Annotated in this window: 15 protein-coding genes and 1 pseudogene; 9 read left to right on the forward strand and 7 right to left on the reverse strand. The window is 65.0% G+C overall.

Annotated features, from left to right (window positions below; translation table 11 throughout):
- The first annotated feature begins 106 nt into the window (after positions 1–106).
- Positions 107–1399 carry an NAD(P)/FAD-dependent oxidoreductase gene (locus JYG34_RS25640; RefSeq protein WP_213658894.1) on the forward strand — a complete coding sequence of 431 codons (1293 nt, stop codon included), beginning with the start codon at positions 107–109 and terminating at the stop codon, positions 1397–1399.
- A gap of 179 nt (positions 1400–1578) precedes the next feature.
- Here the strand turns inward: JYG34_RS25640 and JYG34_RS25645 are convergent, their stop codons facing one another.
- Positions 1579–1809, reverse strand: coding sequence for a DUF1127 domain-containing protein (locus tag JYG34_RS25645; protein WP_011536389.1), 231 nt, complete (start codon positions 1807–1809; stop codon positions 1579–1581).
- 178 nt (positions 1810–1987) lie between these two features.
- Between JYG34_RS25645 and JYG34_RS25650 the strand changes: the two genes are divergently transcribed.
- On the forward strand, positions 1988–3418 hold the full coding sequence (locus JYG34_RS25650) for a PLP-dependent aminotransferase family protein (RefSeq protein ID WP_213658895.1): 1431 nt from the start codon (positions 1988–1990) through the stop codon (positions 3416–3418).
- 48 nt (positions 3419–3466) lie between these two features.
- The gene (locus tag JYG34_RS25655) at positions 3467–5023 is read left to right on the forward strand and encodes a phospholipase D family protein (RefSeq protein WP_213658896.1); all 1557 of its coding nucleotides are present in this window, start codon (positions 3467–3469) and stop codon (positions 5021–5023) included.
- 10 nt (positions 5024–5033) lie between these two features.
- On the opposite strand, the gene JYG34_RS25660 is transcribed toward JYG34_RS25655, so the two are convergent.
- Positions 5034–6173 carry an MFS transporter gene (locus JYG34_RS25660; protein WP_213658897.1) on the reverse strand — a complete coding sequence of 380 codons (1140 nt, stop codon included), beginning with the start codon at positions 6171–6173 and terminating at the stop codon, positions 5034–5036.
- A 127-nt stretch (positions 6174–6300) separates the two neighbouring features.
- Entirely contained in the window at positions 6301–7794 is a 1494-nt protein-coding gene (locus JYG34_RS25665; protein WP_213658898.1) for an aldehyde dehydrogenase, read from the reverse strand.
- Between the two features lie 196 nt (positions 7795–7990).
- On the opposite strand from JYG34_RS25665, the gene JYG34_RS25670 reads away from it, so the two are divergent.
- Positions 7991–8350 (forward strand): cupin domain-containing protein, encoded by a 360-nt coding sequence (locus JYG34_RS25670; protein WP_125466055.1) that lies wholly within the window; start codon positions 7991–7993, stop codon positions 8348–8350.
- Positions 8351–8447: 97 nt separating this feature from the next.
- Here JYG34_RS25670 and rpmG read toward each other — a convergent pair whose 3' ends face one another.
- Positions 8448–8603, reverse strand: coding sequence for a 50S ribosomal protein L33 (rpmG, locus tag JYG34_RS25675; protein ID WP_003253507.1), 156 nt, complete (start codon positions 8601–8603; stop codon positions 8448–8450).
- 11 nt (positions 8604–8614) lie between these two features.
- Positions 8615–8851: a 50S ribosomal protein L28 gene (gene rpmB, locus JYG34_RS25680; RefSeq protein ID WP_008091535.1), complete on the reverse strand. Its 237-nt coding sequence runs from the start codon at positions 8849–8851 to the stop codon at positions 8615–8617.
- Between the two features lie 372 nt (positions 8852–9223).
- Here rpmB and JYG34_RS25685 point away from each other — a divergent pair, with 372 nt between their 5' ends.
- Positions 9224–10813, forward strand: coding sequence for an ABC transporter substrate-binding protein (locus tag JYG34_RS25685; protein WP_213658899.1), 1590 nt, complete (start codon positions 9224–9226; stop codon positions 10811–10813).
- A 48-nt stretch (positions 10814–10861) separates the two neighbouring features.
- Here the strand turns inward: JYG34_RS25685 and radC are convergent, their stop codons facing one another.
- Complete coding sequence (gene radC, locus JYG34_RS25690; RefSeq protein WP_213658900.1) at positions 10862–11542, reverse strand: RadC family protein; 681 nt, start codon at positions 11540–11542, stop codon at positions 10862–10864.
- A 127-nt stretch (positions 11543–11669) separates the two neighbouring features.
- Here radC and coaBC point away from each other — a divergent pair, with 127 nt between their 5' ends.
- The 4 genes and pseudogenes from coaBC to argB all read left to right on the forward strand — a co-directional run bounded on the left by coaBC (position 11670) and on the right by argB (position 15773).
- Entirely contained in the window at positions 11670–12881 is a 1212-nt protein-coding gene (gene coaBC, locus JYG34_RS25695) for a bifunctional phosphopantothenoylcysteine decarboxylase/phosphopantothenate--cysteine ligase CoaBC (protein ID WP_213658901.1), read from the forward strand.
- A gap of 5 nt (positions 12882–12886) precedes the next feature.
- Complete coding sequence (gene dut, locus JYG34_RS25700; protein ID WP_213658902.1) at positions 12887–13342, forward strand: dUTP diphosphatase; 456 nt, start codon at positions 12887–12889, stop codon at positions 13340–13342.
- Positions 13343–13463: 121 nt separating this feature from the next.
- Positions 13464–14837, forward strand: a pseudogene (locus JYG34_RS25705) (phosphomannomutase/phosphoglucomutase); the annotation flags it as partial.
- 30 nt (positions 14838–14867) lie between these two features.
- A complete protein-coding gene (gene argB / locus JYG34_RS25710; protein ID WP_011536400.1) occupies positions 14868–15773 on the forward strand; it encodes an acetylglutamate kinase in 906 nt (301 codons plus the stop codon).
- A 125-nt stretch (positions 15774–15898) separates the two neighbouring features.
- Here the strand turns inward: argB and pyrE are convergent, their stop codons facing one another.
- Complete coding sequence (gene pyrE, locus JYG34_RS25715) at positions 15899–16540, reverse strand: orotate phosphoribosyltransferase (RefSeq protein ID WP_213658904.1); 642 nt, start codon at positions 16538–16540, stop codon at positions 15899–15901.
- Positions 16541–16561: the final 21 nt, after the last annotated feature.

The raw sequence follows: 16561 nt of genomic DNA on the forward strand, positions 1-16561 counted from the left end.
TTATAGGCCCATTCGCCGACAGCTCAGCCCCTTGCAGGAGCCGGCTTGCCGGCGAACCGGCCATTTGCCTATCCTCCCCCTTTCGCCTCAACCCAGGAATCGACCCATGGTCCACAGCGCGCAGCACGCCGCCTCCTACTACGCCGCCAGCAGCGCGCCACACCCCGACCACGCCTTTCTGCAAGGCGAGCACAGCGCCGACGTGTGCATCGTCGGCGGTGGCTACTCAGGCCTGAACACCGCCATCGAACTGGCCGAGCGCGGTCTGTCGGTCGTCCTCCTCGAAGCCCGCAAGCTCGGCTGGGGCGCCAGCGGACGCAACGGCGGGCAACTGATCCGTGGCGTCGGCCATGGCCTGGAGCAGTTCCTTCCGGTGATCGGCGAGGACGGCGTACGCAGCCTCAAGCTGATGGGCCTGGAGGCAGTGGAGATCGTCCGCGACCGCGTCGAGCGCCACGGCATCGACTGCGACCTGACCTGGGGCTACTGCGACCTGGCCAACAAACCCGGCGAGCTGGAAGGCTTCGCCGAGGAAGCCGAAGCCCTGCGCAGCCTGGGCTACCGCCACGAACTGCGTCTGGTACAGCCCGGCGACATGCATTCGGTAGTGGGCTCAGACCGCTATGTCGGCGGCCTGGTCGACATGGGCTCGGGCCACCTGCACCCGCTCAACCTGGCCCTGGGCGAAGCCGCCGTGGCCAGCCGCCTGGGCGTGCGCCTGTTCGAGCAGTCGGAAGTCACCCGCATCGAGTACGGCCCCGAGGTGAAGGTGCACACCGCGCAAGGCCGGGTGCGCGCCAAGACCCTGGTGCTGTGCTGCAACGCCTACCACAACGACCTCAACCGCGAGCTGGGCGGCAAGGTGCTGCCCGCCGGCAGCTACATCATCGCCACCGAGCCGCTGGGCGAGGAACGCGCGCGCCAGTTGCTGCCGCAGAACATGGCGGTGTGCGACCAGCGCGTGGCCCTGGACTACTACCGCCTGTCCGCCGACCACCGCCTGTTGTTCGGCGGTGCCTGCCACTATTCCGGGCGTGACCCGAAGGACATCGCCGCCTACATGCGGCCGAAGATGCTCAAGGTGTTCCCGCAGCTGGCCGATGTGCGCATCGACTACCAGTGGGGCGGCATGATCGGCATCGGCGCCAACCGCCTGCCGCAGATCGGCCGCCTGCCCGGGCAGCCCAACGTGTATTACGCCCAGGCCTACGCCGGCCATGGCGTCAACGCCACCCACCTGGCCGGGCGACTGCTCGGCGAGGCCATCAGCGGCCAACAGGCCGGGCGCTTCGACCTGTTCGCCAAGGTGCCGCACACCACCTTCCCGGGCGGCAAGCTGTTGCGTTCACCGTTGCTGGCGTTGGGGATGCTCTGGTACCGGCTCAAAGAGCTGGTTTGAGTCGAGGATTGCAGCGCAGGCCTTTCGTCGTCTGTAGGAGCGGCTTTGGCCGCGAAGCAGGCGACAGGGGGATTGTCACCGGCTACGCCGGTGATCGCGGCTAAAGCCGCTCCTACAGAGATCGTGCTGGTTTGAAACATCTGGACAGGCCGGCGAAAGGTCCGAGATCAACGGCTAACTCACTCCCGCCAGAACGGCTTGCAACCCTCCTCCCGGGCTTGCTCCCAGGTCAGCCCGATGTCACGCAATTGGCGGGCATCCAGCTCCAACAGGGCCTTGCGGGTGCGCCAGCGATGCAGCATCAGGCCCCAGCGACTCAAGCCAGTGGACGGGTTGTAGACTTTGGTTCGCCCCCCCTCCTCCAGTTCCTTGGCCAACAGTTGCACGCGCACATCACTCAAGCCGCTCATCGCTGCGATCTCCCGATCAGTGGTTACCGTGGAGAAAGCATGCGCGTTCATACCCTCGACAATACAGACTCAAAAGCGGCTTATTATTCCCATACAGAATTGGCGAAAAGCGGGCTGAATGGCGTATTTTTGCGCGATCTGTACTGGTCAGAACCACACAGAACCCCAGGAGTATGCCGTGACCCTCTACCTCAACCTGGCCGAACTGCTTGGTGCCCGCATCGAACAGGGCCTGTACCGCCCCGGCCAGCGCCTGCCCTCGGTGCGCGCCCTGAGCGTCGAGCACGGCGTCAGCCTGAGCACCGTGCAGCAGGCCTACCGCCTGCTGGAAGACAACGGCCTGGTGTCGCCACGGCCCAAGTCCGGCTACTTCGTCACAGAGGACCGTAACCTCCCGGCCCTGCCCGACATCAGCCGCCCCGCCCAGCGACCTGTGGATATCTCCCAGTGGGAGCAGGTGCTGGAACTGGTGCGCGCCACGCCGCGCCCCGACGTGATCCAGCTCGGCCGTGGCATGCCTGATGTCACCAGCCCCACGCTCAAACCGCTGCTGCGCAGCCTGGCGCAGATCAGCCGGCGCATGGACATGCCCGGCCTGTACTACGACAACATCCACGGCAACGCCCACCTGCGCGAACAGATCGCCCGGCTGATGCTCGACTCCGGCTGCCGCCTGGGGCCGGCCGACCTGGTGGTGACCACCGGCTGCCACGAGGCGCTGTCGTGCAGCATCCACGCCGTCTGCCAGCCCGGCGACATCGTCGCGGTCGATTCGCCCAGCTTCCACGGCGCCATGCAGACGCTCAAGGGCCTGGGCATGAAAGCCCTGGAGATCCCCACCGACCCGGTCACTGGCATCAGCCTGGAGGCCCTGGAACTGGCCCTCGAGCAGTGGCCGATCAAGCTCATCCAGATCACCCCCAACTGCAACAACCCCCTCGGCTACATCATGCCCGAGGCCCGCAAGCAAGCCCTGCTGACCCTCGCCCAGCGCTACGACGTGGCCATTCTCGAAGATGACGTTTACGGTGACCTGGCCTACACCTATCCACGCCCACGCACCATCAAGTCGTTCGACGACGATGGCCGCGTGCTGCTCTGCAGTTCGTTCTCCAAGACCCTGGCGCCAGGCCTGCGGGTCGGCTGGGTGGCACCGGGGCGCTACCTGGAGCGGGTGCTGCACATGAAGTACATCAGCACCGGCAGCACGGCCTGTCAGCCACAGCTGGCGATTGCCGATTTCATCGCCGAGGGCCATTACCAGCCGCACCTGCGGCGCATGCGCAGCCAATACCAGCGCGGTCGCGACCAGATGTGCGACTGGGTGGCCCGCTACTTCCCGCCCGGCACCCGCGCCAGCCGGCCCCAGGGCGGCTTCATGCTGTGGGTGGAACTGCCGGAAAGTTTCGACACGCTGCGCCTGAACCGCGCTTTACTGGAGCAGGGGGTGCAGATCGCCGTCGGCAGTATCTTCTCGGCCTCGGGCAAGTATCGCCATTGCCTGCGCATGAACTTCGCCGCGCGGCCAACGCCGCAGATCGAAGCCGCCGTGCGCAAGGTGGGTGAAACCGCCCTTCGTCTACTGGATCCGCAAGGCGCCGACAGGTAACGTTGCGCCGCCCCGCACCGTTCACCCGCCGTACAGGACGATCGACCCTTGAGACCCCAGCGAGCCCTGCCTCTGCTGCTGGCACTGCTGCTCGGCCTTGCGGGCTGCGCCAGCCGCGACACGCCTCGTGAAGTCAGCCAGGCCCTGCCTGCCGCCGACTCGGCGTTCGGCCGCTCGGTGCTGCGCCAGGCCGCGCCCTACGGCGGGCGCTCGGGCTTTCGCCTGCTGCCCAACAGCAGCGAGGCGTTCCGCGCCCGTGCCGAGCTGATCCGCAATGCCCAGGCGAGCATCGACCTGCAGTACTACATCGTCCACGACGGCCTCAGCACCCGCGCCCTGGTCCACGAGCTGCTGCGCGCCGCCGACCGCGGCGTGCGCGTGCGCATCCTGCTCGACGACACCACCAGCGACGGCCTCGACAGTTTGATCGGCACCCTCGCCACCCACCCGAATATCCACATCCGCGTGTTCAACCCGCTGCACCTGGGGCGCGAAACCGGTGCCACCCGCGCCATGGGCCGGCTGTTCAACCTGTCGCGCCAGCACCGGCGCATGCACAACAAGTTGTTCCTGGCGGACAACAGCATGGCCATCGTCGGCGGACGCAACCTGGGCGACGAGTACTTCGATGCCGAGCCCAACCTCAATTTCACCGACATCGACCTGCTGGGGGTGGGCCCGGTAGCGGAACAGCTCGGCCACAGCTTCGACCAATACTGGAACAGCGCCCTGAGCCGCCCCATCGGCGACTTCCTCTGGCGCCAACCCGACGCCGACGACCTGCACGCCAGCCGCCAGCACCTGGAAACCTGGCTGGCCAAGGCGCGAATCGAGCGCAAAGCGCTGTATGACCGGCTGATGGACTACCAGTACCAGCCGCGCCTGGGGCAGTGGCGCAACGAACTGGTCTGGGCCCACAGCCAGGCGCTGTGGGATGCGCCGAGCAAGGTCCTGGCCGACGACGAACCCGATCCGCAGTTGCTGTTGAGCCGACAGTTGGCGCCGGACCTGAACAGCGTCCACCGCGAACTGATCCTGGTCTCGGCCTACTTCGTGCCGGGTGAGACAGGCTTGCTGTACCTGACCGGCCGCGCCGACGCGGGCACCTCGGTCAAGTTGCTGACCAACTCGCTGGAAGCCACCGACGTGCCAGCCGTACACGGCGGCTATGCGCCCTACCGCCGCGCCCTGCTCGAACATGGCGTGCAACTGTACGAGCTGCGCCGCCAGCCGGGCGAGAAGCGGCCTCGGCATGGTTTGGGCTTCCACGGCAGCTCCGACTCGAGCCTGCACAGCAAAGCGATGGTGTTCGACCGGCGCAAGACCTTCATCGGCTCGTTCAACTTCGACCCGCGCTCGGTGTTGTGGAACACCGAGGTGGGGGTGCTGGTGGACAGCCCGGAGCTGGCCGAGTACGCCCGCGACCTGGCGGTGCAGGGCATGGCGCCGGCCTTGAGCTACCAGCCGATGCTGGTGGGCGGGAAGATGGTCTGGGCCACCGAGGACAATGGCCAGCGGCATATGCTGGTGACCGAGCCTGGGGGGATCTGGCGGCGCTTCAATGCCTGGATCAGCAAGGCGGTCGGGTTGGAGAAGATGTTGTAGAACGCGTCGCTCAAGCGGAGACTGGCTCGAAGGCTCCCCGCCGCCGGATCAACACCACCAACCCCGCCGCCCCCGCCGCCATCAACAACGGCAACGCATGCCCACTGATCCACTGGCTCCCCGCCCCGGCCAGCAACGGCCCGATCAGGCAACCGATCCCCCATAGCTGCGCGACATGGGCATTGGCCCGCACCAGTTCGTCATCCCGGTAGCGCTCGCCGATCAGCACCAGCGACAGGGTAAACAACCCGCCCGCACTGGCCCCGAACAGCACCCACAACGGCCAGATCACCGGCGTGTGCAGCAGCAGCGGAATCGCCAGGCTGCTGACCAGCAACGTCAGCGCACACCCACCAAACAGCGAACGACGCGACATCCGGTCGGCCAGCGCGCCGATGGGCAGCTGCAGCACCGCATCACCCACCACCACGGTGCTGACCATGAACAGCGCCACTTCCGTGGTAAAACCCTGCTGCAGGCAATAAACCGGCAGCAACGTGAGAATCATCGCCTCGAAAGCTGCGAACAGCGCGATGGCCCAAGCAATCACCGGCAAGCGCCGGCAGAAGCCGAACAGATCGCGGAAGGTGACGCTGCATGCTTCGGTGCTCGGTGCGCCGCCTCGCCCGAACAGGATCAACGGGGCGGCCAACAGCAAACCGGTCGCGGCCCAGAACCCGAAATCGTCGTCCGAACCGAGAAATCCCAGGACCATGGGCCCGGCCAGCTGGCTCAGCGCATAGCTGCTGCCGTACAACGCCACCAGCCGCCCACGCCACTGCTCGACCACCAACTGGTTGATCCAGCTTTCACCCAGGATGAATACCACGGTCAGCGACATGCCGATCAGCAGGCGCAGCAGCAACCACAGCGGGTAGCTCGGCAGCAGCGCCACCAGCCCAATGGACAGCGCGCCACCCCACAAACACAGGCGCATCGCTGCCGGAACGCCAACCCAGCCGGCCAGGCGGCTGGCCACGGCGGCGCCGACCAGCACACCGAGTGCTGGCATCGCCGCCATCACCCCGATGGCGAACCCGCCGTAGCCCCAGGCCTCCAGGCGCAAGGACACCAGCGGCATGCTCACGCCGAGCGCAAGCCCGACACTGAGCACCGCCGCCAGCACGGCAAAGTAGGTTCCCCAACGCATCACTGCCTCCTGAGCAGGTTTGTTCAGACCCAATCGCGGGCAAGCCCGCTCCCACAGGATCACCGCTGCCTGTAGGCATGCGGATTACCTGTGGGAGCGGGCTTGCCCGCGAAAAGGCCCTACCGGATCACAGCTTGATCCAGGTCGCCTTCAGCTCGGTGTACTTCTCCAGCGCATGCAGCGACTTGTCACGGCCGTTGCCCGACTGTTTGAAGCCACCGAACGGCGCGGTCATGTCGCCGCCGTCGTACTGGTTGACCCAGACGCTGCCGGCACGCACCGCGCGGGCGGTCTTGTGGGCCTTGGAGATGTCCGACGTCCAGATGCCGGCCGCCAGGCCATATGGGGTGTCGTTGGCGATGGCGATGGCTTCTTCGGCGGTGTCGAAGGTGATCACCGACAGCACTGGGCCGAAGATCTCTTCCTTGGCGATACGCATGGCGTTGGTCACGCCGTCGAAGATGGTCGGCTCGACATAGGTGCCACCGGTCTCCTCGAGGGTGCGCTTGCCACCGGCCAACAGCGTGGCGCCGTCCTGGTGACCGGCGTCGATGTACGACAGCACGGTGTTCATCTGTTGAGTGTCGACCAGCGCACCGACGGTGGTCGCCGGGTCCAGCGGGTTGCCCGGTTTCCAGGCCTTGAGGGCCTCGACCACCATGGGCAGGAACTTGTCCTTGATCGAGCGCTCGACCAGCAGGCGCGAACCTGCGGTGCAGACCTCACCCTGGTTGAAGGCGATGGCGCTGGCGGCGGCTTCGGCGGCAGCCTGCAGGTCAGGGGCGTCGGCAAAGACGATGTTCGGGCTCTTGCCGCCGGCTTCCAGCCAGACACGCTTCATGTTCGACTCGCCCGCATAGACCATCAGTTGCTTGGCGATCTTGGTGGAACCGGTGAACACCAGGGTGTCGACGTCCATGTGCAGGGCCAGGGCCTTGCCCACGGTGTGGCCGTAGCCTGGCAGCACGTTCAGCACGCCTTTCGGGATGCCGGCCTCGATGGCCAGCTGGGCGATGCGGATGGCGGTCAGCGGCGACTTCTCGGACGGCTTGAGCACGATGGAGTTGCCGGTAGCCAGCGCCGGGCCGAGTTTCCAGCAGGCCATCAGCAACGGGAAGTTCCACGGTACGATGGCACCGACCACACCCACCGGCTCGCGGGTCACCAGGCCCAGCTGGTCGTGCGGGGTCGGGGCGACTTCGTCGTAGACTTTGTCGATGGCTTCGGCAGTCCAGTGGATGGCGTTGGCCGCACCTGGAATGTCGATGGTAGAGGAGTCACCGATCGGCTTGCCCATGTCGAGGGTTTCGAGCAGGGCCAGCTCTTCGACGTGCTGGCGCAGCAGGCCTGCGAAGCGGATCAGGGTTGCCTTGCGCTTGGCCGGGGCCAGGCGCGACCAGGCGCCGGATTCGAACACAGCGCGGGCGTTCTCGACAGCGCGGTTGGCGTCGGCCAGGTCGCAGCTGGCGACCTTGGCCAGGAAGCGTCCGTCCACCGGGCTCAGGCAGTCGAAGGTGTCACCGGATGCGGCATCGGTGTATTCGCCGTTGATGAAGGCGCGGCCTTCGATCTTCAGTTGCTGGGCACGCTGTTCCCAGTCCGCACGAGTCAGGGTGGTCATAGGAAACTCCTCTCTTGTTAAGGTGCAACGCCGCACTGAGGACTCACGGGCGCTGTCAGAAATTCTGGCCAGGTGACGAACGCACACCGGCATCCGACACCCTAAACCAGGGCGGGGAAACTATCAATATATTTGACACGAATGGCTTAAAAGCCTACTGATGTGCATTTTATTAAACAACAACAGGGTAACCACCATGAGCATCGCCAGCATCGTCGACTTCGCGCAGGTCCTGACCGAGGCCGAACGCTATCGCCCCGCGGCGGAGAAAATCCTCAAGGGCGAGCCTGACCAGGCTGTCTACAACCATTATTCCAGCCCTTGCGGGCAGTTCGCCGCCGGCGTCTGGGAGGGCGAAGTGGGCCAGTGGACGGTGAACTACACCGAGCACGAATACTGCGAGATCGTCCAGGGCGTGTCGGTGCTGCGTGACCAGGAAGGCAACGCCAAGACCCTGCGCGCCGGCGATCGCTTCGTCATCCCCGCCGGCTTCAAGGGCACCTGGGAGGTGCTGGAGCCATGCCGCAAGATCTATGTGATGTTCGAGCAGAAGTAACCTTGCGGGAGCGGGATTGCCCCACGATTGCCGATTCGCAGGCATAAAAAAACCCGCCACCTTGCGGTTGCGGGTTTTTTCACAGGTTGCCGATCAATTACTTGATCTTGGCTTCCTTGTAGACCACGTGCTTACGGACGACCGGATCGTACTTCTTGATCTCGATCTTGTCCGGAGTGGTGCGCTTGTTCTTGTCGGTGGTGTAGAAGTGGCCAGTGCCAGCACTCGATACCAGACGGATCAATTCACGCATGATGTTCTCCCTTAAACCTTGGCGCCAGCACGACGGATGTCGACCAGAACGGCATCGATGCCGCGCTTGTCGATGATACGCATGCCTTTGGCGGAAACGCGCAGACGCACGAAACGATTCTCGGATTCAACCCAGAAACGGTGGTGCTGCAGGTTTGGCAGGAAACGACGACGGGTTTTGTTGTTTGCGTGGGAAATGTTGTTCCCGGTTACTGGACCCTTACCAGTAACTTGACAGACTCTCGACATGCCTCAGCCCTCTAAAACCACATGCCCAACCCGGCATGGGTTGGCCGCTTAATCTCTCAGTCAATGGCGCCAAGGCGCCGTGTTCCCGGGGGTCTTATCAGCCGTGTGCGCTTTCGCGACAGACCGAGCCCCTAGAAAAGAGCGCTGCTTTATACCAGAAAGACTCCGCCACAACAACAGAAGATGAGTATTCTGGTCGGGCCGAGCGCGCCGGGGCAGCATAACGACTGGGGCGGCAAGCTGTCGACCGCCCGTCGCCGAATTAATACGAAAGGGTGTGGTCATTTGCCCCTGCCCGCACTAGGGTAGGACATTTCCTGAATTTTCCAGACTGCACCGGCAGATGGGACATCGACCAGCCAAGGAGTCACCATGCGTGCCGCCGCTCTCTCCCTCCTGTTCACCACGCTTTGCGCCGCAGGCTTGGCCCAGGCCGCGCCGTTGTCGGTGTGCACCGAAGCCAGCCCCGAAGGCTTCGACGTGGTGCAGTACAACTCGCTGACCACCACCAACGCCTCGGCCGACGTGCTGATGAACCGCCTGGTCGAGTTCGACGCAGGGCTTGGCAAGGTGGTACCGAGCCTGGCCGAAAGCTGGACGGTGTCTCCGGACGGTTTGATCTACGACTTCAAGCTGCGCCCCGACGTGAAGTTCCACACCACGCCGTACTTCAAGCCAAGCCGCGACCTGGATGCCGAGGACGTGCTGTTCAGCTTCCAGCGCATGCTCTACCCGGCCCACGCCTGGCACAAGACCGCTCCGGGCGGCTACCCGCACGCCCAGTCGTTGCAGCTGGGCAGCCTGATCAAGCTGATCGAAGCCCCCGAACCGCACACCGTGCGCTTCACCCTCACCCACCCGGACGCCACCTTCCTGGCCACCCTGAGCATGGGCTTCGCCTCGATCTACTCCGCCGAATACGCCGATACCCTGCTCAAGGCCGGCACCCCGGAGAAACTCAACAGCCAGCCGGTGGGCACCGGCCCGTTCGTCTTCCAGCGTTTCCAGAAGGACGCCGTGGTGCGCTACCGCGCCAACCCCGACTACTTCGCCGGCAAGCCGTCCGTCGACCCGCTGGTCTTCGCCATCACCCCGGACGCCAACGTGCGCCTGCAGAAGATCAAGCGCGGCGAGTGCCAGGTGGCCCTGTCGCCCAAGCCGCTGGACGTCGCCGAGGCCGGCAAGGATGGCAATCTGAAAGTGGTCACGACGCCAGCGTTCATGACAGCCTTCGTCGCCATCAACAGCCAGCACCCGCCGCTGGACAAGCCCGAGGTGCGCCAGGCGATCAACCTCGCCTTCGACAAGGCCGCCTACCTGAAGGCGGTGTTCGAGGACACCGCCACCGCCGCCAACGGCCCGTATCCGCCGAACACCTGGAGCTACGCCAAGGATCTGCCCGGCTACACCCAGGACCCGAAGAAAGCCAAGGCACTGCTGGCCAAGGTCGGTTTGCCCAACGGCTTCGAAACCACTATTTGGACCCGCCCGGCGGGCAGCCTGCTCAACCCCAACCCCAGCCTGGGGGCGCAGATGCTCCAGGCGGACCTGGCGAAAGTCGGCATCAAGGCCGAGATCCGCACCATCGAGTGGGGCGAACTGATCCGCCGCGCCAAGGCCGGCGAACACGACCTGCTGTTCATGGGCTGGGCCGGCGACAACGGCGACCCGGACAACTTCCTCAGCCCGCAGTTTGCCTGCGCGGCGGTCAAGTCCGGGACCAACTTCGCACGGTTCTGCGACAACCGCCTGGACCAGCTGATCAACGCCGGCCGCACCACCAACGACCAGAGCGTGCGCAGCCGGCTGTACCAGCAGGCGCAGACGCTGATCCAGCAACAGGCGCTATGGCTGCCGCTGGCGCACCCGACGGCAGCGGCACTGCTGCGCCAAGGGGTCGAGGGTTACCAGGTGAGCCCGTTCGGGCGGCAGGATTTCAGCAAGGTTTCGGTGAGTCGCTGAAACCTGGGTGGCAGGGCCGGCGAAAGGGCCAGTACGGTGTCCAGCAAACTAACCCGCCAACCACCCATGCTCAAGCATCGACAGCGGCTCCCCATCGCCGACGATGACATGGTCCACCACTCGTACATCGATCAATGCCAGCGAGCGCTTGAGCATCAGCGTTAGGTGCACATCATCCTGGCTCGGCTCGCAATTGCCCGACGGGTGGTTGTGACAGAGAATCAGTGCCGCCGCATTGTGCAGCAACGCCCGCCGCACCACCTCCCGTGGATAAATGCTTGCCCGGTCTATCGTGCCGCGGAAAAGGATCTCGAACGCCAAAGGCCTGTGTTTGGAGTCCAGAAACAGGCAGCCGAACACTTCGCTAGCCTCATGCCTCAGCATTGCCTTCAGGTAGCGCCGCACAGTCAACGGGCTGTCCATGACCGACTCTCGCTCGATGGACATCGCCAGGTTCCGGCGCCCGATTTCCAGCAAAGCCTGCAACTGGCTGTACCTGACCGGCCCGAGCCCCAATTCACAAAGGAACGCCTGCCGATCCGCCTCGAGCACCTGCCGCAACCCGCCAAACTTCACCAACAGTCCACGCGCCAACTCCAGCACGTTGCGCCCTTTCACCCCCGAACCGAGAAACACCGCCAGCAACTCCGCATCGGAAAGACTGCCCGCCCCGCGGTTCAACAACTTCTCCCTGGGCCGCTCTTCCACCGGCCATTCCCTGATGTTCATCCCCCCTCCTCGCCTGCCACTACGGCCCTTTTGGGCGCTGTGTTAATCTAGTTCGCTTCGAAAATGCGACGATCTGCCGCAGGCAGCTGTCGTCGCCGCCCGCTTTCACTGGAATAAGGCAAGGCCTATGCAGCGGTTGTATCGCAAGCGCATCGTTCTCGGCGTCGGTGGCGGCATCGCCGCCTACAAGAGCGCCGAGCTGATTCGCCGACTCCTGGAACACGGCGCGCAGGTGCGCGTGGTCATGACCCGGGGTGGCGCCGAGTTCATCACCCCGCTCACGCTGCAGGCGCTGTCCGGCCACCCGGTGCACCTGGACCTGCTCGACCCCGCCGCCGAAGCGGCCATGGGCCATATCGAGCTGGCCAAGTGGGCCGACCTGGTGCTGATCGCCCCGGCCACCGCCGACCTGCTGGCGCGCATGGCCCAGGGCATGGCCGACGACCTGCTGACCACCCTGGTGCTGGCCACCGACGCCACCGTGGCCGTCGCCCCGGCGATGAACCAGGCCATGTGGCGCGACCCGGCGACACAAGACAACCTCGACCTGCTCAAGCGCCGCGGCATCCAGGTGTTCGGCCCGGCTTCCGGCAGCCAAGCCTGTGGCGACGTGGGCCTGGGCCGCATGCTCGAGGCCACGGATCTCGCCTGGTGCGCCGCCGAGAGCTTCAAGCGCGAGGCCCTGACCGGCAAGCACGTGCTGATCACCGCAGGCCCGACGCAGGAAAACATCGACCCGGTGCGCTACATCACCAACCATAGTTCAGGGAAGATGGGCTTCGCCCTGGCAGAGGCCGCCGCCGAAGCCGGGGCCCGGGTGACCCTCGTCACCGGCCCGGTGCACCTGCCGCCCCCCGACCGGGTCAACCGCATCGACGTGGTCAGCGCGCGGGACATGCTCGCGGCCTGCGAGGCGGCCATGCCGTGCGACCTGTTCATCGCCTCGGCCGCGGTCGCGGACTACCGCCCGGAAGTCGTCGCCCCACAGAAGCTCAAGAAAGATCCCACCACAGGCGACGGCATGCTGCTGCAGATGGTGCGCAATCCCGATATCCTTGCGACCATTGCCGGCCGGCCTGATCGCCCGTTCAGCGTGGGCTTCGCCGCCGAGACCGAGCACCTGCTCGACTACGCCACACGCAAGCTCAAGGACAAGAACCTCGACCTGATCGTCGCCAATGATGTGGCCAACCCCAGCATCGGCTTCAACAGCGAGGAGAACGCCCTGACCGTGATCGACCGCCAGCAGCACCAGACCCTCTTCGCGCAGACCAGCAAGGGCAAGATCGCCCGTCAGCTGGTTGCCTTCATCGCCGAACGGCTCAACCAGGTTCAATAAGTTACATGCACGCTCTTCAAGCCAAGATCCTCGACCCACGCCTGGGCACCGAATTCCCCCTGCCGCAGTACGCCACCCCCGGCTCCGCCGGCCTGGACCTGCGTGCCCTGCTCAAGGAGGACACCGTCCTCGAGCCGGGCCAGACCCTGCTGATCCCCACCGGCCTGTCGGTGTACATCGGCGACCCGGGCCTGGCAGCCATGATCCTGCCGCGCTCGGGCCTGGGCCATAAGCACGGTATCGTGCTGGGCAACCTGGTCGGCCTCATCGACTCGGACTACCAGGGCGAGCTGATGGTCTCCTGCTGGAACCGCGGCAACACCCCGTTCACCATCACCATCGGCGAGCGTATCGCGCAACTGATCCTGGTACCGGTGGTGCAGGCGCACTTCGACATCGTCGAGCAGTTCGACGAGACCCAGCGCGGTGCCGGCGGCTTCGGCCACTCCGGCACCCGCTGACCGTTCACGCCATGGATGGCGAACTCTCTGGTGATTCCACCGTCCAAGCGTTCAGTTTGTGCCTGCCCAGAAGCCCTTGACCTACGGAGCCCCAGAGATGAACGACATGGCCCACCTGGTACCCGCACTACCCGACAGCATCTTCCGCGCCTATGACATCCGTGGCGTGGTCGGCAAGAACCTGCACGCCGAAACCGCCTACTGGATCGGCCGCGCCATCGGCGCCCAGACCCTCGCCCAGGGCGAACCGCAGATCTCAGTCGGCCGCGACGGCCGCCTGTCCGGCCCGATGCTGGTCGAGCAACTGATCAAGGGCCTGGCCGACGCCGGTTGCCAGGTCAGCGACGTCGGCCTGGTACCGACGCCAGCGCTGTACTACGCCGCCAACGTGCTGGCCGGCAAGTCGGGGGTGATGCTCACCGGCAGCCACAACCCGTCGGACTACAACGGTTTCAAGATCGTCATCGCCGGCGACACCCTGGCCAACGAACAGATCCAGGCCCTGCTGACGCGCCTGAAAACCAACGACCTGACCCGCGGCGAAGGCCGGGTGCAGAAGGTCGAGATCCTCGACCGCTACTTCCAGCAGATCACCGGCGACGTGAAGCTGGCCAAGCGCCTGAAGGTGGTGGTCGACTGCGGCAACGGCGCCGCCGGCGTGCTCGCCCCGCAGCTGATCGAAGCACTGGGCTGCGAGGTGATCCCGCTGTTCTGCGAGGTCGACGGCCACTTCCCCAACCACCACCCGGACCCGGGCAAGCCCGAGAACCTGGAAGACCTGATCGCCAAGGTGAAAGAAACCGGCGCCGATATCGGCCTGGCCTTCGACGGCGACGGTGACCGCGTGGGCGTGGTGACCAACACCGGCAGCATCGTCTACCCCGACCGCCTGCTGATGCTGTTCGCCCAGGACGTGCTGGCGCGCAACCCGGGCGCCGAGATCATCTTCGACGTGAAGTGCACCCGCCGTCTCACCCCACTGATCGAGCAGCACGGCGGCCGCGCGCTAATGTGGAAGACCGGCCACTCGTTGATCAAGAAGAAGATGAAGCAGACCGGCTCGTTGCTGGCCGGCGAGATGAGCGGGCACATCTTCATCAAGGAACGCTGGTACGGTTTCGATGACGGTATCTACAGCGCTGCGCGCCTGCTGGAGATCCTCAGCAAGGCCGGCCAGGACGCCGAAACCCTGTTCGCCGCCTTCCCCAATGATATTTCCACACCGGAAATCAACATTGATGTGACCGACGAGGGTAAATTCAGCATCATTGATGCACTGCAACGCGACGCCGACTGGGGCGTGGCCAACCTGACCACCATCGACGGTGTACGGGTCGACTACCCGCACGGCTGGGGCCTGGTCCGCGCCTCCAACACCACACCGGTGCTGGTACTGCGCTTCGAGGCCGACAGCGAAGCAGAACTCGACCGAATCAAGGCTGTATTCCGCACGCAGTTGCTGCGAGTCCAACCAGACCTGCAACTGCCGTTCTGACGACTATCCGTTCCTTACCTGGAGCCCTGCATGACCCTCGATCGCGATGCCGCTTCCCATGTAGCCGAGGTTTTGTCCGAAGCACTGCCTTACATCCGCCGTTTCGTCGGCAAGACCCTGGTGATCAAGTACGGCGGCAACGCGATGGAGAGCGAGGAGCTCAAGACCGGCTTTGCCCGTGACATCGTGCTGATGAAGGCCGTGGGCATCAACCCGGTGGTCGTGCACGGTGGCGGCCCGCAGATCGGCGACCTGCTCAAGCGCCTGTCGATCGAGAGCCACTTCATCGACGGCATGCGCGTCACTGACGCGGCGACCATGGACGTGGTGGAGATGGTCCTGGGCGGCCAGGTCAACAAGGATATCGTCAACCTGATCAACCGCCACGGCGGCAGCGCCATCGGCCTGACCGGCAAGGACGCGGAGCTGATCCGCGCGCGCAAGCTCACCGTCACCCGCCAGACCCCGGAGATGACCACCCCGGAAATCATCGACATCGGTCACGTGGGCGAAGTGGTGAGCGTGAACACCGACCTGCTGAACATGCTGGTCAAGGGCGACTTCATCCCGGTGATCGCGCCGATCGGCGTGGGCGCCAACGGCGAGTCGTACAACATCAACGCCGACCTGGTAGCCGGCAAGGTGGCCGAAGCGCTGAAAGCCGAGAAGCTGATGCTGCTGACCAACATCGCCGGCCTGATGGACAAGCAGGGCCAGGTACTGACCGGCCTGACCACCGAGCAGGTCAACGAGCTGATCGCCGACGGCACCATCTATGGCGGCATGCTGCCGAAGATCAAGTGCGCGCTGGATGCGGTCCAGGGCGGCGTGAACAGCTCGCACATCATCGACGGCCGCGTACCCAACGCTGTGTTGCTGGAGATCTTCACCGACAGCGGCGTGGGCACCCTGATCACCAACCGCAAGCGTCACTGATCAGCCTTTCGGGCCTCTTCGCCGGCAAGCCGGCCCCTACAAGAACCGGCTTGCCGGCGAAGAGGCCCGAAACGGCAATGAAAAAGGCGACCGTTTGGGTCGCCTTTTTCATTGCCGAGCCGGAATCAGATCCCGTACTGCGCGCGATACGCCTCGACCGCCGGCAGGTGCTGCTTGAGCTGCGGATCGTCGGCCAGGAACTCCAGCACCTGCGTCAGCGACACGATGCTGACCACCGGGATGCCGAAATCGCGCTCGACTTCCTGGATCGCCGACAGCTCGCCATTACCACGCTCTTCGCGGTTCAACGCGATCAGTACACCAGCGGCCTTGGCCTGTTGATTGTTGATGATCTGCATCACTTCGCGGATGGCGGTACCGGCGGTGATCACGTCGTCGATGATCAGCACGTCACCGGCCAGCGGCGCGCCGACCAGGCTGCCACCTTCGCCGTGGTCCTTGGCTTCCTTGCGGTTGAAGCACCATGGCACGTCGAGCTGGTGCTGGTCTGCCAGGGCCACCGCCGTGGCCGCAGCCAGCGGGATGCCTTTGTACGCTGGGCCAAACAGCACGTCGAACGGGATCTTGCTGTCGACGATGGCCGCCGCGTAGCAACGCCCCAGCTGGGCGAGCGCAGAACCTGTGTTGAACAGGCCGGCGTTGAAGAAATATGGGCTGGTACGCCCCGATTTCAGGGTGAATTCACCGAAGCGCAGAACGCCGCGATCGATGGCAAAACGGATGAAGTCGCGCTGATACGGCTGCATGAAAGGTCCCGGACACCACGG

The sequence above is a fragment of the Pseudomonas entomophila genome, from assembly GCF_018417595.1.
GTDB classification, from domain to species: Bacteria; Pseudomonadota; Gammaproteobacteria; order Pseudomonadales; family Pseudomonadaceae; genus Aquipseudomonas; species Aquipseudomonas entomophila_C.

What these genes read in the sequence shown, in the direction of transcription:
- JYG34_RS25640 (WP_213658894.1), top strand. Translation starts at nt 107, where the DNA reads ATGGTCCACAGCGCGCAGCACGCCGCCTCCTACTACGCCGCCAGCAGC.
- JYG34_RS25645 (WP_011536389.1), bottom strand. Translation starts at nt 1,809, where the DNA reads ATGAGCGGCTTGAGTGATGTGCGCGTGCAACTGTTGGCCAAGGAACTG.
- JYG34_RS25660 (WP_213658897.1), bottom strand. Translation starts at nt 6,173, where the DNA reads ATGCGTTGGGGAACCTACTTTGCCGTGCTGGCGGCGGTGCTCAGTGTC.
- JYG34_RS25665 (WP_213658898.1), bottom strand. Translation starts at nt 7,794, where the DNA reads ATGACCACCCTGACTCGTGCGGACTGGGAACAGCGTGCCCAGCAACTG.
- JYG34_RS25670 (WP_125466055.1), top strand. Translation starts at nt 7,991, where the DNA reads ATGAGCATCGCCAGCATCGTCGACTTCGCGCAGGTCCTGACCGAGGCC.
- rpmG (WP_003253507.1), bottom strand. Translation starts at nt 8,603, where the DNA reads ATGCGTGAATTGATCCGTCTGGTATCGAGTGCTGGCACTGGCCACTTC.
- rpmB (WP_008091535.1), bottom strand. Translation starts at nt 8,851, where the DNA reads ATGTCGAGAGTCTGTCAAGTTACTGGTAAGGGTCCAGTAACCGGGAAC.
- JYG34_RS25685 (WP_213658899.1), top strand. Translation starts at nt 9,224, where the DNA reads ATGCGTGCCGCCGCTCTCTCCCTCCTGTTCACCACGCTTTGCGCCGCA.
- radC (WP_213658900.1), bottom strand. Translation starts at nt 11,542, where the DNA reads ATGAACATCAGGGAATGGCCGGTGGAAGAGCGGCCCAGGGAGAAGTTG.
- coaBC (WP_213658901.1), top strand. Translation starts at nt 11,670, where the DNA reads ATGCAGCGGTTGTATCGCAAGCGCATCGTTCTCGGCGTCGGTGGCGGC.
- dut (WP_213658902.1), top strand. Translation starts at nt 12,887, where the DNA reads ATGCACGCTCTTCAAGCCAAGATCCTCGACCCACGCCTGGGCACCGAA.
- argB (WP_011536400.1), top strand. Translation starts at nt 14,868, where the DNA reads ATGACCCTCGATCGCGATGCCGCTTCCCATGTAGCCGAGGTTTTGTCC.
- pyrE (WP_213658904.1), bottom strand. Translation starts at nt 16,540, where the DNA reads ATGCAGCCGTATCAGCGCGACTTCATCCGTTTTGCCATCGATCGCGGC.